This window comes from Mycobacterium hubeiense (genome assembly GCF_002838065.1).
Lineage (GTDB): Bacteria > Actinomycetota > Actinomycetes > Mycobacteriales > Mycobacteriaceae > Mycobacterium > Mycobacterium hubeiense.
In genome coordinates this window covers 38,148-60,722 of sequence record NZ_PIZU01000028.1, presented here as the reverse complement: position 1 = coordinate 60,722, position 22,575 = coordinate 38,148, and the positions used below count along the sequence as shown (strand labels likewise).

Sequence of the window (22,575 nt, the reverse complement as noted above, 5' to 3'; positions counted from 1 at the left end):
ACACTAATGCGCCAACAGCCGCGCCAGCACCGTCGGGGAGAATGGACACGTGATGGCACCCCCGCAGCTGGTGATATTCGATCTCGACGGCACCCTGACCGATTCGGCCGAGGGCATCGTGTCGAGCTTTCGGCATGCGCTCGGCCAGGTGGGCGCGCCCATCCCGGAGGGCGATCTGGCCAGCCGGATCGTCGGCCCGCCGATGCACCACACCCTGCGCGCGATGGGCCTCGGCGAGCAGGCCGTCGCTGCCTACCGCGCCGCCTACACCACCCGCGGGTGGGCGATGAACAGCCTGTTCGACGGGATCCCCGCCCTGCTCGCCGATCTGCGGGCCGCCGGTGTCCGGCTGGCCGTCGCGACGTCGAAGGCCGAACCCACGGCGCAGCGAATCCTGAGCCACTTCGGCCTCGACGACCATTTCGAGGTCATCGCCGGGGCCAGCGTCGACGGAACCCGCGCAAGCAAGGCCGATGTGGTGGCCCATGCGCTGGCACAGCTGCAGCCGCTGCCGGAGCGGGTGCTCATGGTCGGCGATCGCCGCCACGACGTCGAGGGCGCCGCCGAACACGGAATCGACACCGTGGTGGTCGGGTGGGGTTACGGCCGCGACGATTTCGACGAGCCGGATGCGGTGCCCGCGCGGGCACATGTCGACTCCGTTGAGGATCTGCGCGAGGTGCTGGGTGTCTGATTTATCTGGCGGGCCGCTGCACATCACGTTCATCTGCTCGGGCAACATCTGCCGGTCGCCGATGGCGGAGAAGATGTTCGCCCACCAGATCCAGGAGCGCGGGCTCTCCGACGCCGTGCGGGTGACCAGTGCGGGCACCGGCGGTTGGCATGCCGGCGACCCCGCCGACGACCGCGCCAGCCATGTCCTGCGCGAGCACGGCTACCCGACCACCCACTGCGCGGCCCAGATCAACGACGACCATCTGGCCGCGGACCTCGTCGTCGCGTTGGGCCGCAATCACGAGCGCATGCTGCGGGAAATGGGCGTGCCGCCGAACCGGATCCGGATGCTGCGGTCGTTCGACCCCCGCTCCGGCGCGCACGCACTCGACGTCGAAGATCCCTACTACGGCACCCACGAGGACTTCGAAGAGGTGTTCGCCGTCATCGAAGCCGCGCTGCCCGGGCTGCACGACTGGGTGGACGAACGACTGGCCGAGCGGGGATTGGCAAGCTGATGCAACGGTTGGCCTTCTTGCTGCGGCCACAGTGGCTGGCCTTGATCGTCGTCGTCATCGCATTCGCCTACCTGTGCTTCACCGTGCTGGCGCCGTGGCAGCTCGGCAAGAACACCCAGACGTCGCGCGAGAACGCGCAGATCGAGCATTCGCTGACCGCTGACCCGGTTCCGGTGACAAGCCTTCTGCCGCAACAGGATTCGTCAGCACCCGACGAGCAGTGGCGGCGCGTGACAGCGACCGGACGTTATCTCGCCGACGCGCAGGTGCTGGCGCGGCTGCGGGTGATCGACGGTGATCCGGCATTCGAAGTGCTCGTGCCGTTCGCGGTGGACGGCGGGCCGACGGTGCTCGTCGACCGCGGCTACGTCAAGCCCGAGAAGGGATCTGAGGTGCCGCCCATTCCCCCGCCCCCAAGCCAGACCGTGACGATCACCGCACGGCTGCGGGATTCCGAACCGGCACCCGAGGGCAAGGAGCCGTTCCGCGAGGACGGAGTGCAGCAGGTGTACGCGATCAACACCGCGCAGATCGCCGCGGTCACCGGTGTGCCGCTGGCCGGTTCCTACCTGCAGTTGATCGAGGGCCAACCCGGCGGCCTGGGCGTCGTCCCCCTACCTCATCTCGACGCCGGGCCGTTCCTGTCCTACGGCATTCAATGGATCGCGTTCGGCATCATCGCCCCGATCGGGTTGGGCTACTTCGTGTATGCCGAAATCCGCCAGCGCCGACGCGACAAGGCGCAGGCCCAATCCGCAATCGTCAGCACCGAGGACAAGCTCGCCGACCGCTACGGCAAGCGACGCTGAACACGGCCAGCAGCGCTGCTATCGCCTGCACCACGCGCGACAACCGCACCGCCCGCGTCAGGTCGGCGACCGCCGGGCTGTGTCCGTCGCCCAGCGTCGGCCGGATCTCCAATTGGTGCGAGTACTGCGTCGGCCCGCCGAGCCGTACCCCCAGTGCGCCGGCGAACGACGCCTCCGCCACACCGGCGTTAGGACTGGGGTGACGGGCCGCATCGCGTCGCCAGGCCCGCAGTGCCCCCATCGCAGACCCACCCACCACCGGTGCGCATACCGCGGCCAGCACCGCCGTCACGCGGGCGGCGACGAAGTTGAGCAGATCGTCGAACCGTGCTGCGGCCCAACCGAATCGCGCATAGCGCGGTGAACGGTGCCCGATCATCGCGTCCAGGGTATTTGCGCCGCGGTACACCAACAGCGCGGGCACGCCCCCTACCGCCGCCCACAACAGCGGGGCCACCGTTGCGTCGGATGTGTTCTCAGCCACCGACTCCACGGCCGCGCGGGTCAGCCCGGCGGCGTCGAGCACTGCAGGGTCCCGACCGCACAGCGACGGCAGCAGCCGCCTCGCCGCTTCGACGTCGTTCCCGGCCAACAGGTCTGCCATCTGCTCGCCGGTGCGCGCCAGCGATGTGCCGCCGAGCGAGACATAGGTCGCGCCCGCGGCGAGGCCCGTCGCCCACGCCGGTCCACGCCGCGCCATGCGCTCCGCAATGACGCCGAGCGCGGCGAGCGCCCCCAGCAGCGCGCCGGTATGCAATGCCCCAGCAGCGCGGCTATCGGCGTAGGTCGCCCGTTCCAGCGCCGCCGCGCCGCGACCGAACAGGGCCACCGGATGCCCGCGACGCGGGTCCGCCAGCAACAGATCAGCGACTACCCCGAGCGCGATGCCGACGGCGCGGCTGGGCGGACCAAACACGTCGGCAGCGTCTCACAAGGTGGTGTACTCGAATACATGAGGTTGGGTCCACCGCGGCACCCGAGGCGGGTCGTCGATCTGCTCAACCCCGCGGCGGTGCTGCTGCCCGCGGCGAACGTCATCATGCAGCTGGCCGCGCCGGGAGTGGGCTACGGCGTGCTGGAGAGCCCGGTGGACAGCGGCAACGTCTACAAGCATCCGTTCAAGCGGGCGCGCACGACGGGCACGTACCTGGCTGCGGCGACGATGGGCACCGACGAGGACCGCGCACTGATCCGCCGCGAGGTCGACAAGGTACACGCGCTGGTGCGGTCGACGGCGTCAAGTCCGGTGTCGCCCCGCCACCGGAGTCGGGTTGAGAGTGGGCGCGGACGGTATCGAACCGCCGACCGCTGGTGTGTAAAACCAGAGCTCTACCACTGAGCTACGCGCCCCGTGTCGCGCAGGCTACCTGCCGAGCACCTGCGAGGAGAAATCGTCAGGACGCCACCGTGGCCAGCGCATCGACCCATACCGACTGATCGCGCGGCTCCCCCGGCTGCTTCATCTCGGCGAAGCGGATGATGCCTGAGCGGTCCACCACGAACGTTCCGCGATTGGGATACCCGGCGGCGTCGTTGAACACGCCGTACGCCTGACTCACCGCGCCGTGCGGCCAGAAGTCCGACAGCACGGGAAAGGTGAAGCCGCTCTGCAAAGCCCAGATCTTGTGAGTGGGCGGCGGGCCCACCGAGATCGCCAGCGTCGCGGTGTCGTCGTTCTCGTACCGCGGCAGATGGTCGCGGATCTCGTCGAGTTCACCCTGGCAAATACCGGTGAAGGCGAGCGGGAAGAACACCAGCAGCACATTCTTGGCGCCGCGAAAGTCGCTGAGCCTGACCGGCCTTCCGTTCTGGTCCTTCAGCGTGAAGTCGGGTGCCTCGGTGCCGACCGGCAGCACTAGCGCCGTCCCGCGGCCTTCGATTTCGGTTGCACCAGGCGGGTCGCGATCCAGTCGCCGAGATTGGCCGACGACGTCTGCATCAGCCCGGCCGTCGGCGCCGATTCGGCGATCTCGGCCGGCAGCACATGTCCGGGCTTACCGGTCTTGGGTGTGATCACCCAGATCACCCCGTCTTCGGCCAGCGGCGTGATCGCATCCATCAGCCGGTCGACGAGGTCGCCGTCCCCGTCGCGCCACCAGAGCAACACCACGTCGATGACCTCGTCCGCGTCTTCGTCGAGCAGCTCAGAACCGCACGCCTCTTCGATATCGGCACGGATGTCGTCGTCGGTGTCCTCATCCCACCCCAACTCCTGCACAACCTGATCTTTTTGGATGCCCAGCCTTTGGGCGTAGTTCGGCGCGTCTGCCGCCGCGACCACCGTCGGTCCTCCTTTAGCTGCTTGGGTGCTGCTCATGTGCGCCCTATCGTCGCACGCCACTGCGCAACAACGGGGCGCGGCGCTCGGTCTTCATCGGTATGCGCTGTCGCAGAGATTCAACGCGGTGGCCTTCACGTCGTTGAGCTTGGTGATCGTGGCGTTGAATTCCTCGGGCGGGGCGTCGGTGGCGATGGCGCCTGCGACCTCGCGTGCCGCGTCGACCCAGGCGGTCAGCGCGTCACGCAAATCCGGTGAGAGCGGGTCTGAGATGCTGCGGGCCACCAGGTCGGCGCTGCGGTTGAGCGCGTCGATCGCCGGCCTCGCCGTGGTCCCCACATCGCCGCCCTGGTTGAACGCGTCGACATAGGCGTTGACCGCGTTGACGGCGTCCACACTGCTGGAACTGAGCCCTTCGCATGAGGTACGGACCGCCTGGGTGGTCAGCGACGCCTGACGCTCGGATTCGCGGGCCGCCGACGACTCCTCGGATGCCTCGATCGACGCCGACACCGAAGCCCGGTAAACCGGGGCCTCCGCGGCGTCGACCCGGGCCCTTCCGTCGGTGACGGTGGTGCACCCGACGATGACCATCGCCAGCGCAGCGACGCTGCCGATGACGAGAGCGACGATTCGCACGGTCTGCAGAACTTACCGGTTGCACCCCCTACTCGTCGGTACATTCCCCTCGCCACCCCCAGCGGTGCAACTGGGGCACGATAGGGGGACGATAGGAGGTGCTTCGCCGATCGTGAAGCGACCTGATACCGCCTAACAAGGAGCGGAAGTTGACCACCGAGTTCGTGCGCCAGGACCTGGCCCAAAACTCCAGCAACACAGCAGAACCCGACCGCGTTCGGGTGATCCGGGAGGGCGTCGCGTCGTATCTGCCCGATATCGATCCCGAAGAGACCGGTGAATGGCTGGAGTCGTTCGACGATTTGCTCGAGCGGTCCGGGCCGGCGCGGGCGCGTTACCTGTTGTTACGGATGCTGGAGCGTGCCGGCGAACAGCGAGTGGCCATCCCTGCGCTCACGTCCACCGACTACGTCAACACCATCCCGACCGAGCTGGAACCGTGGTTTCCCGGCGACGAGGAAGTGGAGCGACGCTACAGGACGTGGATCCGGTGGAACGCTGCGATCATGGTGCACCGCGCGCAACGGCCGGGAGTCGGTGTGGGCGGCCACATTTCAACCTACGCGTCCTCGGCGGCGCTCTACGAGGTCGGCTTCAACCACTTCTTCCGCGGTAAGGCCCATCCCGGCGGCGGCGACCAGGTGTTCATCCAGGGCCACGCCAGCCCGGGCATCTACGCGCGCGCCTTCCTCGAAGGCCGGTTGACTGCCGACCAGCTCGACGGCTTCCGCCAGGAGCACAGCCACCCCGGCGGCGGGCTGCCGTCGTATCCGCATCCGCGGCTGATGCCCGATTTCTGGGAATTCCCGACGGTGTCGATGGGCCTGGGCCCGATGAACGCGATCTACCAGGCCCGGTTCAACCACTACGTGCACGACCGGGGAATCAAGGACACCTCCGACCAACACGTCTGGGCGTTCCTCGGCGACGGCGAGATGGACGAACCGGAAAGCCGCGGGCTGGCGCACGTGGCCGCACTGGAGGCGCTGGACAACCTCACGTTCGTCGTGAACTGCAACCTGCAGCGTCTCGATGGGCCGGTGCGCGGCAACGGCAAAATCATCCAGGAGCTGGAGTCGTTCTTCCGCGGCGCCGGCTGGAACGTCATCAAGGTGGTGTGGGGCCGCGAGTGGGATGCGCTGCTGCACGCCGACCGTGACGGCGCGCTGGTGAACCTGATGAACACCACCCCCGACGGGGACTACCAGACCTACAAGGCCAACGACGGCGCATTCGTGCGCGAACACTTCTTCGGCCGCGACCCGCGCACCAAGCAATTGGTGGCGCACATGTCCGACGACGAGATCTGGAACCTCAAGCGCGGCGGTCACGACTACCGCAAGGTGTACGCCGCCTACCGCGCCGCGATGGACCACAAGGGACAGCCCACGGTGATTCTCGCCAAGACCATCAAGGGCTATTCGCTGGGCGCGCACTTCCAGGGTCGCAACGCCACGCATCAGATGAAAAAGCTTGCGCTGGAAGACCTCAAGTACTTCCGCGACGCGATGCGGATTCCGATCAGCGACGAGCAACTCGACGAGAACCCATACCTGCCGCCGTACTACCATCCCGGCCCCGAGGCGCCGGAGATCCGCTACATGCTCGAACGGCGCCGCGCGCTCGGCGGGTTCCTGCCGGAGCGCCGCACCAAGTCCAAGGTGCTGACGCTGCCGGGCGCCGACGCCTACAAGGCGATGAAGAAGGGCTCGGGCAACCAGGAGGTCGCCACCACCATGGCGACGGTGCGCACGTTCAAAGAACTGTTGCGGGACAAGGAAATCGGGCCGCGCATCGTCCCCATCATTCCCGACGAGGCGCGCACCTTCGGTATGGACTCTTGGTTCCCGAGCCTGAAGATCTACAACCGCAACGGTCAGCTGTACACGTCGGTGGATGCCGAATTGATGCTGGCGTACAAGGAATCCGAAGTCGGCCAGATCCTGCACGAGGGCATCAACGAGGCGGGGTCGACGGCGACGTTCACCGCGGCGGGCACGTCGTATTCGACGCACAACGAGCCGATGATCCCGATCTACATCTTCTATTCGATGTTCGGGTTCCAGCGCACCGGCGACGGCTTCTGGGCCGCGGCCGATCAGATGGCTCGCGGTTTCGTGCTGGGCGCCACCGCGGGCCGCACCACGCTGACCGGTGAGGGGCTGCAGCACGCCGACGGGCACTCGCTGCTGTTGGCGTCGTCCAATCCGGCGGTGGTGGCCTACGACCCGGCGTTCGCCTACGAGATCGCCCACATCGTGGAGAGCGGCCTGCACCGGATGTACGGCGAGAACCCGGAGAACGTCTTCTTCTATCTCACCATCTACAACGAGCCCTATCGCCAGCCCGCCGAGCCGGAGAACCTCGACGTCGAGGGCCTACTGCGCGGCATCTACCGCTACCGTCCGGCACCCGAGAAGCGTGCGAACGTCGCGCAGATCCTGGCCTCCGGCGTCGCGATGCCCGAAGCACTGAGGGCCGCGGACCTGCTGGCCGACGAATGGGATGTGGCCGCCGACGTCTGGTCGGTGACCAGCTGGGGTGAACTCAACCGGGACGGGGTGGCCATCGAGAAGGAACTGCTGCGCCACCCGGAGCGTCCGGCCGGCACGCCGTATGTGACCACGGCGCTGGCGGACGCGGCCGGACCGGTGGTCGCGGTGTCGGACTGGATGCGCGCGGTGCCCGAGCAGATCCGGCCGTGGGTGCCCGGCACCTACATCACGCTGGGCACCGACGGGTTCGGCTTCTCCGACACCCGGCCCGCCGCACGGCGCTATTTCAACACCGACGCGGAATCGGTGGCCGTCGCCGTGCTCGAAGGGCTGGCACGCGACGGCAGCATCGACTCGTCGGCGGCCGTCGAGGCCGCGCGCCGCTACAAGATCGACGATGTGATGGCTGCGCCGGAGCAGACGTCCGATCCCGGGGTGGCCTAGCGCTTGGAGGAAACCGCCAGAAAAATGGCGTAGCTTTTAGGAATGGCCGACAGTCGGTTCGTTCCGCCCGCCTCGACGGTCGGGGTGCTCGAAGGGGTGCCCGATTCGGTGCTGCGCCGGCTGCAGCAGTACTCGGGCCGGCTGGCCACCGAGGCGGTGCACGCGATGGAGGAACGGCTGCCGTTCTTCGCCGACCTGGAGGCCTCCCAGCGGGCCAGCGTGCAGCTGGTGGTGCAGACCGCGGTGGTGAACTTCGTCGAGTGGATGCGCAATCCGCAGAGCAACGTGGGTTATACCGCGCAGGCGTTCGAGGTTGTGCCGCAAGACCTTCGGCGACGCATCGCGCTGCGGCAGTCCGTCGAGATGGTCCGCACGACGATGGAGTTCTTCGAAGAAGTGGTGCCACTGCTGGCCCGTTCGGAGCAGCAGCTGACGGCGTTGACCGCGGGAATTCTGCGCTACAGCCGCGATTTGGCGTTCGCCGCGGCCACCGCGTACGCCGACCAGGCCGAGGCGCGCGGCGCGTGGGACACCCGGATGGAGGCCAACGTCGTCGACGCCGTGGTGCGCGGCGACATCGGACCCGAGCTGCAGTCGCAGGCGGCGGCGCTGAACTGGGACGCCACCGCGCCGGCCACCGTGATTGTGGGATCGCCGCAGCCCGACCGCATCGACCTGGCCAGCGACGACGTGCACGACGTGGTCAGGCGCAACGGCCGGGCGGCGTTGTCCGACGTGCACGGCACATGGCTGGTCGCCATCGTGTCGGGCCCGCTGCCGCCGACGGATCGGCTACTCGCCGAGCTGCTCGACGTGTTCGCCGACGGCCCGGTCGTCGTCGGCCCCACCGCACCGACGCTCACCGCGGCGCACCGCAGCGCCACCGAAGCGATCGCCGGGATGAACGCCGTGGCCGGCTGGAGCGGTGCGCCTCGCCCGGTACTGGCGCGCGAACTGCTGCCTGAGCGGGCACTTCTGGGAGACACGACGGCGATCGCGGCGCTGGAGACGGAGGTGATGCGCCCGCTGGCCGACGCCGGACCGGCGTTGACGGAGACGCTGGATGCGTACCTGGATTCCGGCGGCGCGATCGAGGCGTGCGCCCGCAAATTGTTCGTTCATCCAAACACCGTGCGCTACCGGCTGAAACGGATCGCCGACTTCACTGGCCGCGATCCGACGCTTCCGCGCGATGCGTATGTGCTAAGGGTGGCCGCCACGGTCGGCCGGCTCAGCCGTCACGCATACCAAACGAGCACGCCAAATACTGCCGGTACGGCGGTAGCAGGGGTCCGCCCGGCGGCGTCGAAGGCGCAGTCGGGAGCCTGAGATGTTGCAGCCCGGTATCGATGCAGTCGCATCACATGCTGTTTTGTGGACTGTCTACAAAAACATAAGACAAGGTTCATAATCTCTTACACCACGCAAAACCATCTTCACAGTGTTCTCTTAAACACGTGCCTCTTGGACCCGTAGCACTTCTTGCGCCCGGCCAGGGCTCTCAGACTCCCGGCATGCTCGCCGCGTGGCTGGAGCTGCCCGGTGCCGCCGAGCGTCTGGCGACCTGGGCGGAGATCAGCGGCCTGGACCTGGCTCGGCTGGGGACCACCGCGACTGCCGAGGAGATCACCGACACCGCGGTCACTCAGCCCCTGGTGGTGGCGGCGACGCTGCTCGCGCACGAGGAGCTGAGCCGACGGGGCCTGCTTGCGGATGCCGACGCCATCGTCGCCGGTCATTCGGTCGGTGAGATCGCCGCCTACGCGATCGCCGGCGTCATCTCCGCCGATGACGCGATCAAGCTGGCCGCCACCCGCGGCGCCGAGATGGCCAAGGCCTGCGCGCTCGAGCCCACCGGGATGTCAGCGGTGCTCGGTGGCGACGAGGCCGAGGTGCTCGCGCGGCTGGAGGCGCTCGATCTGGTTCCGGCCAACCGCAATGCCGCGGGCCAGATCGTCGCGGCCGGCGCGCTGGCCGCCCTCGACAAGCTCGCCGAGGATCCGCCGGCCAAGGCCCGGGTCCGCCCGCTGGCCACCGCCGGTGCGTTCCACACCCATTACATGGCCTCGGCGCTGGACGGCTACTCCGCCGCCGCCGAAGGTGTAACGACTGCCGAGCCACAAGCGAAACTCCTGTCGAACGCCGACGGGCAGCCGGTGGCCTCGGCCGACGACGCGATGAGCAAGCTGGTGTCCCAGCTGACGCGGCCGGTGCGCTGGGATCTGTGCACCGAGACGCTGCGCACCAACAACGTGACCGCGATCGTCGAGTTCCCGCCCGCGGGTACCCTCGCCGGGATCGCCAAGCGCGAACTTCGGGGGGTGCCGACGTATGCCGTCAAAACACCCGCCGACCTGGACGGGCTGACCGAGCTCTGAGCCAGACAACCACATATCGAACGTCATAAAGCAGTACCCATCAAATAAAGAAGGAGCCATCGTGCCCGCCACTCAGGAAGAAATCATCGCCGGCCTCGCCGAGATCATCGAAGAGGTCACCGGTATCGAGCCGTCCGAGGTCACCCCGGAGAAGTCGTTCATCGACGACCTGGACATCGACTCGCTGTCGATGGTCGAGATCGCCGTGCAGACCGAGGACAAGTACGGCGTGAAGATCCCCGACGAGGACCTCGCCGGTCTGCGCACCGTCGGTGACGTCGTCGCCTACATCCAGAAGCTCGAGGAAGAGAACCCCGAGGCTGCCGCTGCCCTGCGCGAGAAGATCGAAGCGGAGCGTTCGTGACCAAGCCTTCCACTGCTAACGGCGGTTTCCCCAATGTTGTGGTGACCGCCGTCACGGCGACGACATCGATCGCGCCGGACATCGAGAGCACGTGGAAGGGCTTGTTGGCCGGGGAAAGCGGCATCCACGTACTCGAGGACGAGTTCGTCACCAAGTGGGATCTGCCGGTCAAGATCGGTGGGCACCTCAAGGAGCCCGTCGACAACCACATGGGGCGGTTGGACCTGCGGCGCATGTCCTACGTGCAACGGATGGCCAAGCTCCTCGGCGGCCAGATCTGGGAGGCCGCGGGTAGCCCCGAGGTCGACCCGGACCGCTTTGCGGTTGTCGTCGGCACCGGTCTGGGCGGCGGCGAGAAGATCGTCGAGACCTACGACCTGATGAACGAGGGCGGGCCGCGCAAGGTCTCGCCACTCGCGGTGCAGATGATCATGCCCAACGGGGCGGCCGCGGTGATCGGCCTTCAGCTGGGCGCACGCGCCGGGGTGATGACTCCGGTGTCGGCGTGTTCATCCGGCTCCGAGGCGATCGCGGGCGCGTGGCGTCAGATCGTCATGGGCGACGCCGACATCGCCGTGTGCGGTGGTGTCGAAGGCGGCATCGAGGCGCTGCCGATCGCGGCGTTCTCAATGATGCGTGCCATGTCGACCCGCAACGACGATCCCGAAGGGGCGTCCCGCCCGTTCGACAAGAACCGCGACGGGTTCGTGTTCGGCGAAGCCGGCGCGCTCATGGTCATCGAGACCGAGGAGCACGCCAAGGCCCGCGGCGCCAAGCCGTTGGCCCGCCTGATGGGTGCCGGCATCACGTCGGACGCCTACCACATGGTGGCTCCTGCGCCGGACGGTGTGCGTGCGGGCCGCGCGATGACGCGCGCGCTCGAGCTGGCGGGTCTGTCCCCCAAGGACGTCGACCACATCAACGCACACGCGACGGCCACCCCGATCGGTGATACCGCCGAAGCCAATGCGATTCGCGTTGCCGGGTGTGAACACGCAGCGGTATATGCGCCGAAGTCGGCGCTCGGCCACTCCATCGGTGCGGTCGGTGCGCTGGAATCGGTGCTTACGGTGCTGACGCTTCGTGACGGCGTCATCCCGCCAACGCTGAACTATGAGACCCCCGATCCCGAGATCGATCTCGATATCGTCGCGGGCGAGCCTCGTTATGGCGAATACTCCTACGCCATCAACAACTCGTTCGGATTCGGTGGTCACAATGTTGCCCTGGCATTCGGGCGGTACTGAGAGCGAGAGGAACCACCAAGCGGCAATGGCAGGGTCGAGCCAACTTTCGCGTCTTTCCACGGGGAACGGTTTCCCCGATGTGGTCGTCACCGGCATAGCCATGACGACTGCGCTGGCGACGGATGCGGAGAACACCTGGAAGAAGCTGCTCGACGGGCAAAGCGGGATCCGAAAGCTTGAGGACCCGTTCGTCGAGCAGTACGACCTACCGGTTCGCATCGGCGGGCATCTTTTGGAGGACTTCGACCATGAGCTGACGCGCGTCGAGCTGCGCCGGCTGTCGTACCTGCAGAAGATGTCAACGGTGTTGAGCCGGCGGGTGTGGGAGAACGCCGGTTCGCCGGAGGTCGATCCCAAACGGCTGATGGTGTCCATCGGCACCGGCATGGGGTCGACAGAGGAGATGGTCTTCGCCTACGACGGCATGCGCTCGAAGGGTCTGCGGGCGGTGTCGCCGCTGGCCGTGCAGATGTACATGCCGAACGCCGCGGCCGCCGCGGTGGGGCTGGAGCGCAAGGCCAGGGCCGGCGTCATGACGGCGGTCTCGGCCTGCGCCTCCGGCTCCGAGGGAATCGCCCACGCGTGGCGCAACATCGTGCTCGGCGAGGCCGACGTCGCGATCTGCGGTGGCGTCGAGACGAAGATCGAGGCGGTGCCCATCGCGGGCTTCGCCCAGATGCGAATCGTGTTGTCCACCACCAACGATGACCCGGCCGGCGCCTGTCGCCCATTCGACAGGGACCGCAACGGGTTCGTGTTCGGCGAAGCCGGCGCGCTGATGGTCATCGAGACCGAGGAGCACGCCAAGGCCCGTGGCGCCAAGCCGCTGGCCCGGCTGATGGGCGCGGGCATCACCTCGGACGGCTACCACATCGTGGCGCCGGACCCCAACGGTGAGCAGGCGGGCCACGCGATGACGCGGGCGATCCAATTGGCAGGTCTGCAGCCCACCGACATCGACCACGTCAACGCCCACGCCACCGGCACCACCGTCGGCGACGTGGCGGAGGCCAAGGCCATCCGCAACGCGCTGGGCAGCCACGACGCGGCGGTGTACGCACCGAAGTCGGCGCTGGGCCATTCGGTCGGCGCGGTGGGTGCGGTGGAGTCCATCCTGACGGTGTTGGCGCTGCGGGAAGGCATCATTCCGCCGACGCTGAATCTGAAGAACCTCGATCCGGAGATCGACCTGGACGTGGTGCACGGCTCGGCTCGACCCGGCAATTACCAATACGCAGTAAACAATTCGTTCGGATTCGGTGGGCACAACGTCGCGCTCGCCTTCGGAAAGTACTGACACAGCGCTTTCCACTACAGGAGGTTGTATGACGATCATGGCCCCCGAGGCCGCTGCCGAGTCACTTGATCCACGTGATCCGCTGCTGCGCCTTTCCACGTTCTTTGACGACGGCAGCGTTGAGTTGCTGCACGAGCGCGACCGCTCGGGCGTACTGGCTGCGGCCGGGACCGTCAACGGTGTGCGCACCATTGCGTTCTGCACCGACGGCACCGTGATGGGTGGCGCCATGGGCGTGGAGGGCTGCGCCCACATCGTCAACGCCTACGACCAGGCCATCGAGGAACAGAGCCCCATCGTCGGCATCTGGCACTCGGGTGGCGCGCGGCTCGCCGAAGGCGTGCGGGCGCTTCACGCGGTCGGTTTGGTGTTCGAGGCCATGATCCGGGCATCGGGCTACATCCCCCAGATTTCAGTGGTCGTCGGCTTCGCGGCCGGCGGTGCGGCCTACGGCCCGGCGCTGACCGACGTCATCGTGATGGCGCCGGAAAGCCGGGTTTTCGTCACCGGCCCCGACGTGGTGCGCAGTGTCACCGGTGAGGACGTCGACATGGCGTCGCTGGGCGGGCCGGACACCCACCACAAGAAGTCCGGTGTGTGCCACATCGTCGCCGACGATGAGCTGGACGCCTACGAGCGCGGCCGCCGGCTGGTCGGATTGTTCTGCCAGCAGGGGCATTTCGACAAGGCGAAGGCCGAGGCCGGCGACACCGACCTGCATGCGCTGCTGCCGGAGTCGTCGCGCCGCGCCTACGACGTGCACCCTCTCGTGGAGGCATTGCTCGACGACGGCGTGCCCTTTGAGGAGTTCCAGGCCAAGTGGGCGCCGTCGATCGTGGTGGGCCTGGGCCGGTTGTCCGGCCGCACCGTCGGCGTGCTGGCCAACAACCCGCTGCGGCTGGGCGGCTGCCTGAATTCCGAAAGCGCCGAGAAGGCAGCGCGTTTCGTGCGGCTATGCGACGCGTTCGGCATTCCGATGGTCGTCATCGTGGACGTGCCGGGGTATCTGCCGGGTGTCGATCAGGAGTGGGGCGGCGTGGTGCGTCGCGGCGCCAAGCTGCTGCACGCGTTCGGTGAGTCCACCGTGCCGCGGGTCACGCTGGTGACCCGCAAGATCTACGGCGGCGCCTACATCGCGATGAATTCGCGCTCTTTGAATGCGACGAAGGTGTTCGCGTGGCCCGATGCCGAGGTTGCGGTGATGGGCGCGAAGGCCGCGGTCGGCATTCTGCACAAGAAGAAGCTGGCCGCCGCGCCGGAGCACGAGCGCGAGGCGCTGCACGACGCGCTGGCCGAGGAGCACGAACGGATCGCCGGTGGGGTGGATTCCGCGATCGAGATCGGCGTGGTGGACGAGAAGATCGATCCGGCGCACACCCGCTCGAAGCTGACGCAGGCGTTGGCCGAGGCGCCCGCGCGCCGCGGCCGGCACAAGAACATCCCGCTGTAAGTCTTCATGCAAAATGCCCCGTCTCGCGGCGGGGCATTTTGGTATGCGTTTGTCGAGTGTGCGCTCACTGCGTCGGGTGTGCGCTCACTGTTGAAAACCCCGAAAGATCCCGCGGTGGACGCACATTGAACGCAGCTGACGCACACTGAGCGCCGGACTTAGCGCGTGGTGTAGCCGCCGTTGGCGAAGATGGTCTGGCCGGTGATCCAGTGTCCATCGCCGGCGAGAAACACGACCAGCGGCGCGATGTCGGTGATGTCGGTCAGCCGATTGCCCATCGCCTGCGACTTGTGGAACGCCACCCGCTCGGGTGTCTCCTGCCCGTAGAAGAACGGCGTGTCCATCGGGCCGGGCCCGACATTGTTGACGTTGATGCCACGTTCGGCGAACTCCTTGGCGGCCGCGCGGGTGAAGTGCTCCACCGGACTCTTGGCACCGGCATAGGTCGAGTAGCCGTCGGTGAACGCCGCCAGCAGCGAGGTGACGATGGTGGTGACCGAACCGCCGTCGTTCAGCCGCTTGCCGGCCTCCCTCAGGAAGAAGTAGGCAGCCTTGGAGTTGATGTCGAACATCGAATCGTATTCGGCTTCAGTAGTTTCCACGATCGGCTTACGCAATACCTTGCCGACGGTGTTGATTGCGATGTCCACGCCACCGAACGCGTTGACCGCGGCGTCGAACAGTGCCTCGATACTGGCCGGCACGGTCAGATCGCCCTGGACCTTGATCGCCTTGGCGCCGGCCTCCTGGATCTGCGCGACGGTCTTGTCGGCATCGGCCTCGGTGGCGGCGCTGTTGTAGTGCACGGCGACGTTGACGCCACGCTCACCGAGCGTCGTGCTGATCAGGCCGCCGAGGTTCTTGGCTCCGGCAGCGACAACTGCGGATTTGCCTTCGAGAGTGCTCATGCCTCGACGGTAGGCCGATTAAGCACAAATTAGAAACGCGGATTTTCGAGGTTTCGACAACTATTGTTTGTGAATGACTCAGCGGTTTCCGGATCTGCGACGGCTGCGTCACTTCATCGCGGTCGCCGAGGCGGGCAGCTTCACCAGAGCCGCCGAAGACCTACACCTGAGTCAGCAGGCGTTGAGTAGTTCGGTGCAGCAGCTCGAGAAGGAGCTTGCTGCAACACTTTTCGCTCGGGAGGGGCGCCGGGCTTCGCTCACCCGCGCCGGTCAGCTGCTGCTCAGCGAGGGCCGAACGCTGCTGGCGGCGGCACACACCGTCGCCGTGCATGTCGAGCGCATAGCCGCCGAAGCCGAGGAGGTCTACGTGGTGGGCCACACACCGGCGCTCGACACCGCCGAGGTCTACGTCCTGATGGAGCCGGCGATCGACGCGTTCGCGTCCACGTCGTTCACGTTCCGCCAGATGTTCCCCGACCAGCTGACCGCTGCGGTCCTGGACGGCACCGTGCAGCTGGGATTGCGACGCGGCGTGGTCCCGCCCGGCGACCTGGCCGGCGCAGTGGTGAGGTATGACCGGGTGAGATTGGCCGTGCCGGCGGGCCATCGGCTGGCGCCGCAACGCAGTGTCGACATTCATGACCTCGCCGGCGAACACATCGCGCTGTGGGCACCACCCGGCACGTCGTACTACAGCGACTTCCTGATGAGCGCCTGTCGCCGAGCGGGATTCGAACCCGACTATGTCGTCAGCCGCGTGCAGGGCGCGGCGACGGTCGCCGCTCCCCTGACCACAGGAGCCGTCGCGTTCGTCACCACGCCGGCCGGCCCGGTGCTCGACGGCCGTGTCACGGTCATCGACTTGGAGCCGTCGCTGCTGGTCGGCGTCCAAGCGCTCTGGCAGCGCCACACCGCCTCGGCGGTACGCGACGTGATCATTGCGGCCAGTTAGCCGACTCTGGCCAAGAACTCCGCCGCGACGTCGACGACGCGGGCACGGTCTGCCTGCACCAGGCCGATGCGGGTGCGGCGGTCGAGAATGTCGTCGACGGTCATTGCGCCTTCATGGGTGACCGCGTATTCGAACTCCGCCCGGGTCACGTCGATGCCGTCGGCGACCGGCTCCGTCGGCCGCTCACATGCCGCGCGGGCGATCACGTTGGGCGCCTCTGCGCCGTAGCGTGCCACCAAGGAAGAGGGCAGCTCGGCCGGGGATCGCAGTGTCGCAACGGGATTCGCGGGTGCACCGACCAGTGGCAGGTTGCGCGTGCGGCAGTCGCTGGCCGTCAATCCCCGCAGTGCCACCGCGCGATCCAATACGTCTTCGGCCATGTACCGGTATTCGGTGAGCTTACCGCCGATCACGCTGATCACCCCCGACGGCGATTCGACCACCGCGTGCTCCCGCGAGATGTCGGCCGTGCGGCCGGATCCGGTGTCGATCAACGGCCGTAGGCCGGCGTACGCCCCGATCACGTCATCAGGCGTGAGCGCCACGTCCAGCGCGGTGTTGACCGTATCGAGCAGGAAGGAGACTTCCTCGGAAGTCGGCTGCGGCACATCGGGAATCGGCCCCGGCGCGTCTTCGTCGGTCAAGCCCAGGTACACACGACCCAACTGCTCGGGCATCGCGAAGATGAACCGGTTCAGCTCGCCAGGAATCGGAATCGTCAGCGCAGCAATAGGGTTGCCGAATGTCTCGGCGTGAAACACCAAATGGGTACCGCGGCTGGGGCGCAATTTGATCGAGGAGTCCACCTCGCCTGCCCACACCCCGGTCGCATTGATGACGGCGCGCGCGGTCACGTCGAACGACTCCCCCGAGCGTTGATCGGTCAGCGTCACCGAATCGCCCCGGGCGCTGGTTGCCGCCACGCGGGTCAGAATGCGGGCGCCGTGCTGGGCGGCCGTGCGCGCCACCGCGGTGACAAGCCGTGCGTCGTCGATCAATTGGCCGTCGTAGGCGAGCAGCCCGCCCGTGAGCCCGTCGCGTCGCACCACCGGAACCAACTCGGCCGCGCGATGCGGTCCCACGCGACTGGATCGCGGGAGCGTGGACGCCCGCGTGCCCGCCAGCCGTCGCAGGGCGTCGCCGGCCAGAAACCCGGTGCGCACCAATGCCCGTTCGGCACTGCCCATCGCGGGCAGCAACGGCACCAGTTGAGGCATCGCCTTGACCAGGTGAGGAGCGTTGCGGGTCATCAGGATTCCGCGCTCGACCGCACTGCGACGGGCAATGCCGACATTTCCGCTGGCCAGATAGCGCAGCCCACCGTGCACCAGCTTGGAACTCCACCGGCTGGTGCCGAACGCGAGATCGTGCTTCTCCACCAACGCCACCGATAGTCCGCGGGTCGCAGCGTCCAGCGCGATGCCGGTGCCGGTGATGCCGCCGCCGATCACGAGCACGTCGAGGTGTTCACCATCGGCCAGCGCCGCGAGATCGGCGGCGCGGCGGGTGGCGTTGAGAGCAGTCGGTCCGGTCACGGGCGCAGGTATCCGTTCAATGAGTGGGCCAGTTCGACGGCCAGCGCATCGGCGTCCAGGATCGGTTCCACCATTTGCGCGGACTGAATCGTCGACTGGGTAATCAGCAGGCACATGGCAGCGAGCTGGCGCGGATCGCCCTGGCGCACGCTGCCCTCTTCCTGCGCCAGCTTCAATTCGCCGGCCACCGCGTCGATGAGGATCTGCTGGCTGGTGCCCAGCCGCTCGGCGATGTAGACCATCGCCAGTTCGGGCGCCGAATGCAGCACCGCCATGATGACCTCGTCGTGGCGCAGGCGCTCGGCCACCGCGACCATGCGCCCGACCAACGCCTCACGGCCGACCCCGCGGCTCGGCACGTCGTCGAGCACGCCGACGATCCGCTTGGTCAGCAGCGCCGCCAGCAGCGAGCGGATGTCCGGCCACCGCCGATAGATGGTCGGCCGGCTGACCCGGGCGCGGCGGGCGATCTCGGCGAGCGTGACGCGATCGACGCCGTAGGCGAGGACGCAGTTCGCGGCGGCGTCGAGGATTCGATCAGCCATGGAGGCGACCGCTGTGTCGTTACTGATTGACATGATATGTAATACTGTAACGCATGACGCGACCGGATGACCATCTCGAGCCCCCGATGAAATGGAATGCGTGGGGTGATCCGGCCGCCGCCAAGCCGCTGTCCGACGGAATTCGCACCCTGCTGAAGCAGGCGCTGGGCGTCGACAACACCGCACGCCCCGAGCCCGCCGAAGAGCAGGTCCGGTTGCGGCCTTCCGCGCTGTCCGGCGGCAACCGAGACGCGTTGTCGGGGATCGTCGGAGCCACCTACTGCCGGGTCGACGACCACGGCCGGCTCTTGCGCGCCGGCGGCAAATCCACCCTGGATTTGTTGCGCCGCAAGGATTCCGGTGTGCAGGACGCGCCCGATGCGGTGCTGCTGCCCGGCGATGAGAACGAGATCGCGGCGATCCTGGACTATTGCGCGCGCAACAGCATCGCCGTCGTGCCCTTCGGCGGCGGCACCAGCGTCGTCGGCGGGCTGGACCCGATCCGCGGCGACTTCAAGGCCGTGGTGTCGCTGGATCTGCGGCGGCTCAACGAACTTCACGCGCTGGACGAGGTGTCCGGCGAAGCCGAACTCGGCGCGGGCGTCACAGGCCCCGAAGCCGAACGACTCCTTGGCGCACATGGGTTTACGCTCGGGCACTTCCCGCAGAGCTTCCAATTCGCCACCATCGGCGGCTTCGCGGCGACGCGGTCATCGGGCCAGGATTCGGCCGGGTACGGCCGATTCGACGACATGGTCCGCGGCCTGCGCGCGGTAACGCCGGCCGGCGTGCTCGACTTGGGCCGAGCACCGGCCTCCGCCGCGGGTCCGGACCTGCGACAGCTGTTGATCGGGTCCGAGGGCGTGTTCGGAATCATCACCCGGGTGCGCGTTCGGGTTCACCGCATCCCGGAGGCGGTCCGCTACGAGGCGTGGTCGTTCCCCGACTTCGCGACCGGCGCCGACGCGCTACGCGCCGTCGTCCAGACCGGCACAGGGCCCACGGTCATCCGCCTGTCCGACGAGGCCGAAACCGGGGTCAACCTCGCCACCACGGAAAGCATTGGCGAGCAGAGCATCACCGGCGGCTGCCTGGCCATCACGATGTTCGAGGGCACGGCGGCCCATGCAGAGAGCCGGCACGCCGAAACGCGGGCGGTGCTGGCGGCCCATGGCGGAACGTCGCTGGGCGAGGAGCCCGCGCGCGCATGGGAACACGGCCGCTTCGGCGCGCCGTACCTACGCGACTCCCTGCTGTCCGCCGGTGCGCTGTGCGAGACGCTGGAGACCGCCACCAACTGGTCCAACATCGGGGCGTTGAAGGCCGCGGTCACCGAGGCGCTGACCACTGCGCTGGCCGAATCCGGCACGCCGGCCCTGGTGCTGTGCCACATTTCGCATGTGTATCCCACCGGTGCGTCGCTGTACTTCACCGTCGTCGCCGGGCAGCGCGGCAATCCGATCGACCAGTGGCGCAAGGCCAAAGCTGCCGCGTCCGACGCGATGATGCGCACCGGCGGCACCATCACCCATCACCACGCCGTCGGCGCCGATCACCGGCCGTGGATGCGCGACGAGGTCGGCGATTTGGGCGTCGAGGTGCTGCGCGCGGTCAAGGCCACGCTCGATCCAGCCGGAATCCTCAACCCGGGCAAGCTCATTCCATGAGCATCGGCCGTGTCACGGTGTTGACGAACCCGGCGTCGGGCCACGGCAGTGCACCGCACGCCGCCGAACGCGCGGTGGCACAGCTGCACCGGCGGGACGTCGACGTCGTGGCGATCGCGGGCACCGATGCCGAACACGCGCGACGGCTGGTCGAAGGCGCGCTCGAGCGCGGGATGGACGCGCTGGTGGTGGTCGGCGGCGACGGCATCATCTCACTGGCGCTGCAGGTGCTGGCGTTATCCGATGTACCGATGGGCATCATCCCCGCGGGCACCGGCAATGACCATGCTCGCGAATTCCGTATTCCCACAAAAGATCCCGAGGCCGCCGCAGACGTCGTCGTCGACGGAGCCGTCGAGACCGTCGACCTCGGCCGCATCAAGGGCGCCGACGGCACCGACAAGTGGTTCGGCACGGTGATGGCCGCGGGGTTCGACTCGCTGGTCACCGACCGGACCAATCGCATGCGGTGGCCGCACGGCCGGATGCGCTACAACCTGGCGATGCTCGCCGAGCTGTCCAAGTTGCGGCTCCTGCCGTTTCGGCTCACGTTCGACGGCCGGGAGCTGGAAACCGAGCTGACGCTCGCCGCGTTCGGCAACACCAAGAGTTACGGCGGCGGGATGCGGATCTGCCCCGACGCGGACCCGCGTGACGGACAGCTGGACGTCACGATGGTCGCTTCGGCGTCGCGCACCAAGCTGATTCGGTTGTTCCCCACGGTATTCAAGGGCACGCACGTCGAGCTCGACGAGGTACGCACCGAGCGCGCCCGCACAATCACCGTGGAGTGCCCCGGCATCAACGCCTACGCCGACGGCGAATACGTCTGCCCGCTACCCGTCGAAGTATCGGCGGTACCCGGTGCGCTGAAGATCCTGCGGCCTAGCCCACTCCGCGGCTGAGCCAGCTGACCTCGGCGCCTGCTCCGCCGTCGCGGTAGGGTTCCAGGGCTTCGTCCCACGCCGTGCCGAGCACCGAATCAAGTTCGGCGGCAAGGGTGTCGGCGCCCGAGGCCATCAAGGAACGCAGCCGCATCTCGCCGACCATCACATCGCCGTTGGCGCTCATCGCTCCGCTCCACAGTCCCAATTGCGGGGTGTGGCACCAGCGATGGCCGTCGACGCCGGCACTCGGGTCCTCGGTCACCTCGAACCGCAGCACCGACCAGGAGCGCAGCGCGTTGGCCAGCTGGCCGCCGGTGCCCACGGGGCCCACCCAGTTGGTGACCGCGCGCAGCTGTCCGGGCATCGCCGGCTGTGGCGTCCACTTGAGGTTCGCCCGTGCCTGCAGGGTCGACGACAACGCCCACTCGACATGCGGGCACACCGCGGCGGGCGAGGCATGGATGTACACCACACCTGTCGCCGCGTCGGCGAACTGGTTCGACGCACGCATTTGCTGCTCCTTCGGCTCCACGAGGGACGTCTTCCCCAACGACCTGGCGGATCCGAATTACAGCTGTGTCGTGCGTGTCTATTGTGCCTTGTGAGGCCCCTGTTGCGCTAGTCTGCGGCAAATTCTCTCAGGACACTGTCAGACAGGGCGGGCCAGAGCGGGTGGGCCCAGTCGCCGAAACCGCGATCGGTGAGTGCCACCAGGGCCAGGCCGGCGTCCGGATCGACCCACAAAAACGTCCCTGACTGGCCGAAATGCCCGTAGGTGCGCGCCGAATTGGCCGAGCCGGTCCAGTGCGGCGACTTCGCGCCCCGGATCTCAAAGCCCAGCCCCCAATCGTTGGGGCGTTGGATGCCGAAGCCGGGGAGCACACCGTCCAGGCCCGGAAATTGCACACTCGTGGCCTCGTCGTGCATCTGCTCCGACACGATCTGCGGCCGCAGCAGGTCCCGCGCGAATGCGGCCAGGTCGTCCACCGTCGACGTGGCGCCGAACCCCGCCGCAACTGCCCCGCCCTCCAGCGTGGTGTCGGCCATGGCGAGCGGCGCGAACACCGCCTCGACCAGGTACGTGTCGAAGGCGATCTCCGAGGCCTGCTGCATGGTCTCGGCCAGGACCTGGAAGCCGTAGTTCGAATAGATGCGACGCTGCCCCGGATTGGCGAGCAGCTCGGCGGATTGCATCGAGAAGCCCGCGGTGTGCGCGAGCAGGTGACGCACCGTCGAGTCCGGTGGACCGGCCGGCGTCTCCAGCTCGACGACGCCCTCCTCGACTGCGACCTGAGCGGCCCGGGCGGTCAGGAGTTTGGTCACCGACGCCAGCGCGAAGGGGCGCCGCGTGTCGCCACGGGAAGCGATGGCTCCGGACGGCCCGACGACGGCCGCGGCGGCGTTACGGACGGGCCAGTCGGCCACGACATCGAGGGCAGACATCGACGCGAGCTTATGACACGAGGCCGTGCTCGAATGCGTACGCG

General features: G+C 67.7%; 22 protein-coding genes, 1 tRNA gene and 1 pseudogene. 14 read left to right on the top strand and 10 right to left on the bottom strand.

Annotated elements, in window-relative coordinates:
* Positions 1-52 precede the first annotated feature (52 nt).
* Genes CWS39_RS19890 through CWS39_RS19880 form a run of 3 tightly spaced genes read left to right on the top strand, consistent with a single transcriptional unit; the run spans position 53 to position 2,002 of the window.
* Positions 53-694 (top strand): HAD-IA family hydrolase, encoded by a 642-nt coding sequence (locus CWS39_RS19890; RefSeq protein ID WP_102144646.1) that lies wholly within the window; start codon positions 53-55, stop codon positions 692-694.
* Positions 687-1,193 carry a low molecular weight protein-tyrosine-phosphatase gene (locus tag CWS39_RS19885; RefSeq protein ID WP_255413038.1) on the top strand — a complete coding sequence of 169 codons (507 nt, stop codon included), beginning with the start codon at positions 687-689 and terminating at the stop codon, positions 1,191-1,193. Before CWS39_RS19890 ends, CWS39_RS19885 begins: the two co-directional genes overlap by 8 nt.
* Positions 1,193-2,002 carry an SURF1 family cytochrome oxidase biogenesis protein gene (locus CWS39_RS19880; protein WP_102144644.1) on the top strand — a complete coding sequence of 270 codons (810 nt, stop codon included), beginning with the start codon at positions 1,193-1,195 and terminating at the stop codon, positions 2,000-2,002. Before CWS39_RS19885 ends, CWS39_RS19880 begins: the two co-directional genes overlap by 1 nt.
* Here the strand turns inward: CWS39_RS19880 and CWS39_RS19875 are convergent.
* Complete coding sequence (locus CWS39_RS19875; RefSeq protein WP_102144643.1) at positions 1,956-2,918, bottom strand: cobalamin biosynthesis protein; 963 nt, start codon at positions 2,916-2,918, stop codon at positions 1,956-1,958. The genes CWS39_RS19880 and CWS39_RS19875 overlap by 47 nt on opposite strands.
* A 36-nt stretch (positions 2,919-2,954) precedes the next feature.
* Between CWS39_RS19875 and CWS39_RS19870 the strand changes: the two are divergent.
* Positions 2,955-3,254, top strand: a pseudogene (locus CWS39_RS19870) (oxygenase MpaB family protein); the annotation flags it as partial.
* 26 nt (positions 3,255-3,280) lie between these two features.
* Here CWS39_RS19870 and CWS39_RS19865 read toward each other — a convergent pair.
* The 4 genes from CWS39_RS19865 to CWS39_RS19850 all read right to left on the bottom strand — a co-directional run bounded on the left by CWS39_RS19865 (position 3,281) and on the right by CWS39_RS19850 (position 4,874).
* Positions 3,281-3,352 (bottom strand) — tRNA-Val (locus tag CWS39_RS19865).
* Positions 3,353-3,396: 44 nt separating this feature from the next.
* Positions 3,397-3,858, bottom strand: a complete 462-nt coding sequence (locus tag CWS39_RS19860; protein ID WP_102144642.1) for a peroxiredoxin — start codon at positions 3,856-3,858, stop codon at positions 3,397-3,399.
* Positions 3,858-4,319 (bottom strand): DUF3052 domain-containing protein, encoded by a 462-nt coding sequence (locus tag CWS39_RS19855; RefSeq protein WP_431306151.1) that lies wholly within the window; start codon positions 4,317-4,319, stop codon positions 3,858-3,860. Before CWS39_RS19855 ends, CWS39_RS19860 begins: the two co-directional genes overlap by 1 nt.
* Positions 4,320-4,373: 54 nt before the next feature.
* Entirely contained in the window at positions 4,374-4,874 is a 501-nt protein-coding gene (locus tag CWS39_RS19850) for a hypothetical protein (protein WP_431306152.1), read from the bottom strand.
* A gap of 194 nt (positions 4,875-5,068) precedes the next feature.
* Between CWS39_RS19850 and aceE the strand changes: the two genes are divergently transcribed.
* The 7 genes from aceE (at position 5,069) to CWS39_RS19815 (ending at position 14,594) form a co-directional block, all read left to right on the top strand.
* Positions 5,069-7,858, top strand: a complete 2,790-nt coding sequence (gene aceE, locus CWS39_RS19845; RefSeq protein ID WP_102144640.1) for a pyruvate dehydrogenase (acetyl-transferring), homodimeric type — start codon at positions 5,069-5,071, stop codon at positions 7,856-7,858.
* 42 nt (positions 7,859-7,900) lie between these two features.
* Complete coding sequence (locus tag CWS39_RS19840; protein ID WP_102144639.1) at positions 7,901-9,187, top strand: PucR family transcriptional regulator; 1,287 nt, start codon at positions 7,901-7,903, stop codon at positions 9,185-9,187.
* A 128-nt stretch (positions 9,188-9,315) separates the two neighbouring features.
* Positions 9,316-10,236: an ACP S-malonyltransferase gene (locus CWS39_RS19835; RefSeq protein ID WP_255413037.1), complete on the top strand. Its 921-nt coding sequence runs from the start codon at positions 9,316-9,318 to the stop codon at positions 10,234-10,236.
* A 61-nt stretch (positions 10,237-10,297) separates the two neighbouring features.
* Positions 10,298-10,600: a meromycolate extension acyl carrier protein AcpM gene (gene acpM / locus CWS39_RS19830; protein ID WP_102144637.1), complete on the top strand. Its 303-nt coding sequence runs from the start codon at positions 10,298-10,300 to the stop codon at positions 10,598-10,600.
* The gene (kasA, locus tag CWS39_RS19825) at positions 10,597-11,847 is read left to right on the top strand and encodes a 3-oxoacyl-ACP synthase KasA (RefSeq protein WP_102144636.1); all 1,251 of its coding nucleotides are present in this window, start codon (positions 10,597-10,599) and stop codon (positions 11,845-11,847) included. Before acpM ends, kasA begins: the two co-directional genes overlap by 4 nt.
* A gap of 25 nt (positions 11,848-11,872) precedes the next feature.
* Positions 11,873-13,144, top strand: coding sequence for a 3-oxoacyl-ACP synthase KasB (gene kasB, locus CWS39_RS19820; protein ID WP_102144635.1), 1,272 nt, complete (start codon positions 11,873-11,875; stop codon positions 13,142-13,144).
* 28 nt (positions 13,145-13,172) lie between these two features.
* Positions 13,173-14,594 carry an acyl-CoA carboxylase subunit beta gene (locus CWS39_RS19815; protein WP_102144634.1) on the top strand — a complete coding sequence of 474 codons (1,422 nt, stop codon included), beginning with the start codon at positions 13,173-13,175 and terminating at the stop codon, positions 14,592-14,594.
* A gap of 158 nt (positions 14,595-14,752) precedes the next feature.
* Here CWS39_RS19815 and CWS39_RS19810 read toward each other — a convergent pair whose 3' ends face one another.
* Entirely contained in the window at positions 14,753-15,502 is a 750-nt protein-coding gene (locus tag CWS39_RS19810; protein ID WP_102144633.1) for an SDR family oxidoreductase, read from the bottom strand.
* Positions 15,503-15,575: 73 nt separating this feature from the next.
* On the opposite strand from CWS39_RS19810, the gene CWS39_RS19805 reads away from it, so the two are divergent.
* Positions 15,576-16,454 carry a LysR family transcriptional regulator gene (locus CWS39_RS19805; protein ID WP_102144632.1) on the top strand — a complete coding sequence of 293 codons (879 nt, stop codon included), beginning with the start codon at positions 15,576-15,578 and terminating at the stop codon, positions 16,452-16,454.
* On the opposite strand, the gene CWS39_RS19800 is transcribed toward CWS39_RS19805, so the two are convergent.
* Both CWS39_RS19800 and CWS39_RS19795 read right to left on the bottom strand, forming a co-directional pair.
* Entirely contained in the window at positions 16,451-17,989 is a 1,539-nt protein-coding gene (locus CWS39_RS19800) for a glycerol-3-phosphate dehydrogenase/oxidase (protein ID WP_102144631.1), read from the bottom strand. The genes CWS39_RS19805 and CWS39_RS19800 overlap by 4 nt on opposite strands.
* Complete coding sequence (locus CWS39_RS19795) at positions 17,986-18,570, bottom strand: TetR/AcrR family transcriptional regulator (protein WP_102144656.1); 585 nt, start codon at positions 18,568-18,570, stop codon at positions 17,986-17,988. Before CWS39_RS19795 ends, CWS39_RS19800 begins: the two co-directional genes overlap by 4 nt.
* A gap of 50 nt (positions 18,571-18,620) precedes the next feature.
* Between CWS39_RS19795 and CWS39_RS19790 the strand changes: the two genes are divergently transcribed.
* Positions 18,621-20,201: an FAD-binding oxidoreductase gene (locus CWS39_RS19790; RefSeq protein WP_102144630.1), complete on the top strand. Its 1,581-nt coding sequence runs from the start codon at positions 18,621-18,623 to the stop codon at positions 20,199-20,201.
* A complete protein-coding gene (locus CWS39_RS19785; protein WP_102144629.1) occupies positions 20,198-21,106 on the top strand; it encodes a diacylglycerol kinase in 909 nt (302 codons plus the stop codon). The genes CWS39_RS19790 and CWS39_RS19785 overlap by 4 nt, the downstream gene beginning before the upstream one ends.
* Here CWS39_RS19785 and CWS39_RS19780 read toward each other — a convergent pair.
* Complete coding sequence (locus tag CWS39_RS19780) at positions 21,087-21,599, bottom strand: DUF3145 domain-containing protein (RefSeq protein WP_102144655.1); 513 nt, start codon at positions 21,597-21,599, stop codon at positions 21,087-21,089. The genes CWS39_RS19785 and CWS39_RS19780 overlap by 20 nt on opposite strands.
* Before the next feature lie 107 nt (positions 21,600-21,706).
* The gene (locus tag CWS39_RS19775; RefSeq protein ID WP_102144628.1) at positions 21,707-22,531 is read right to left on the bottom strand and encodes a serine hydrolase domain-containing protein; all 825 of its coding nucleotides are present in this window, start codon (positions 22,529-22,531) and stop codon (positions 21,707-21,709) included.
* Positions 22,532-22,575 lie beyond the last annotated feature (44 nt).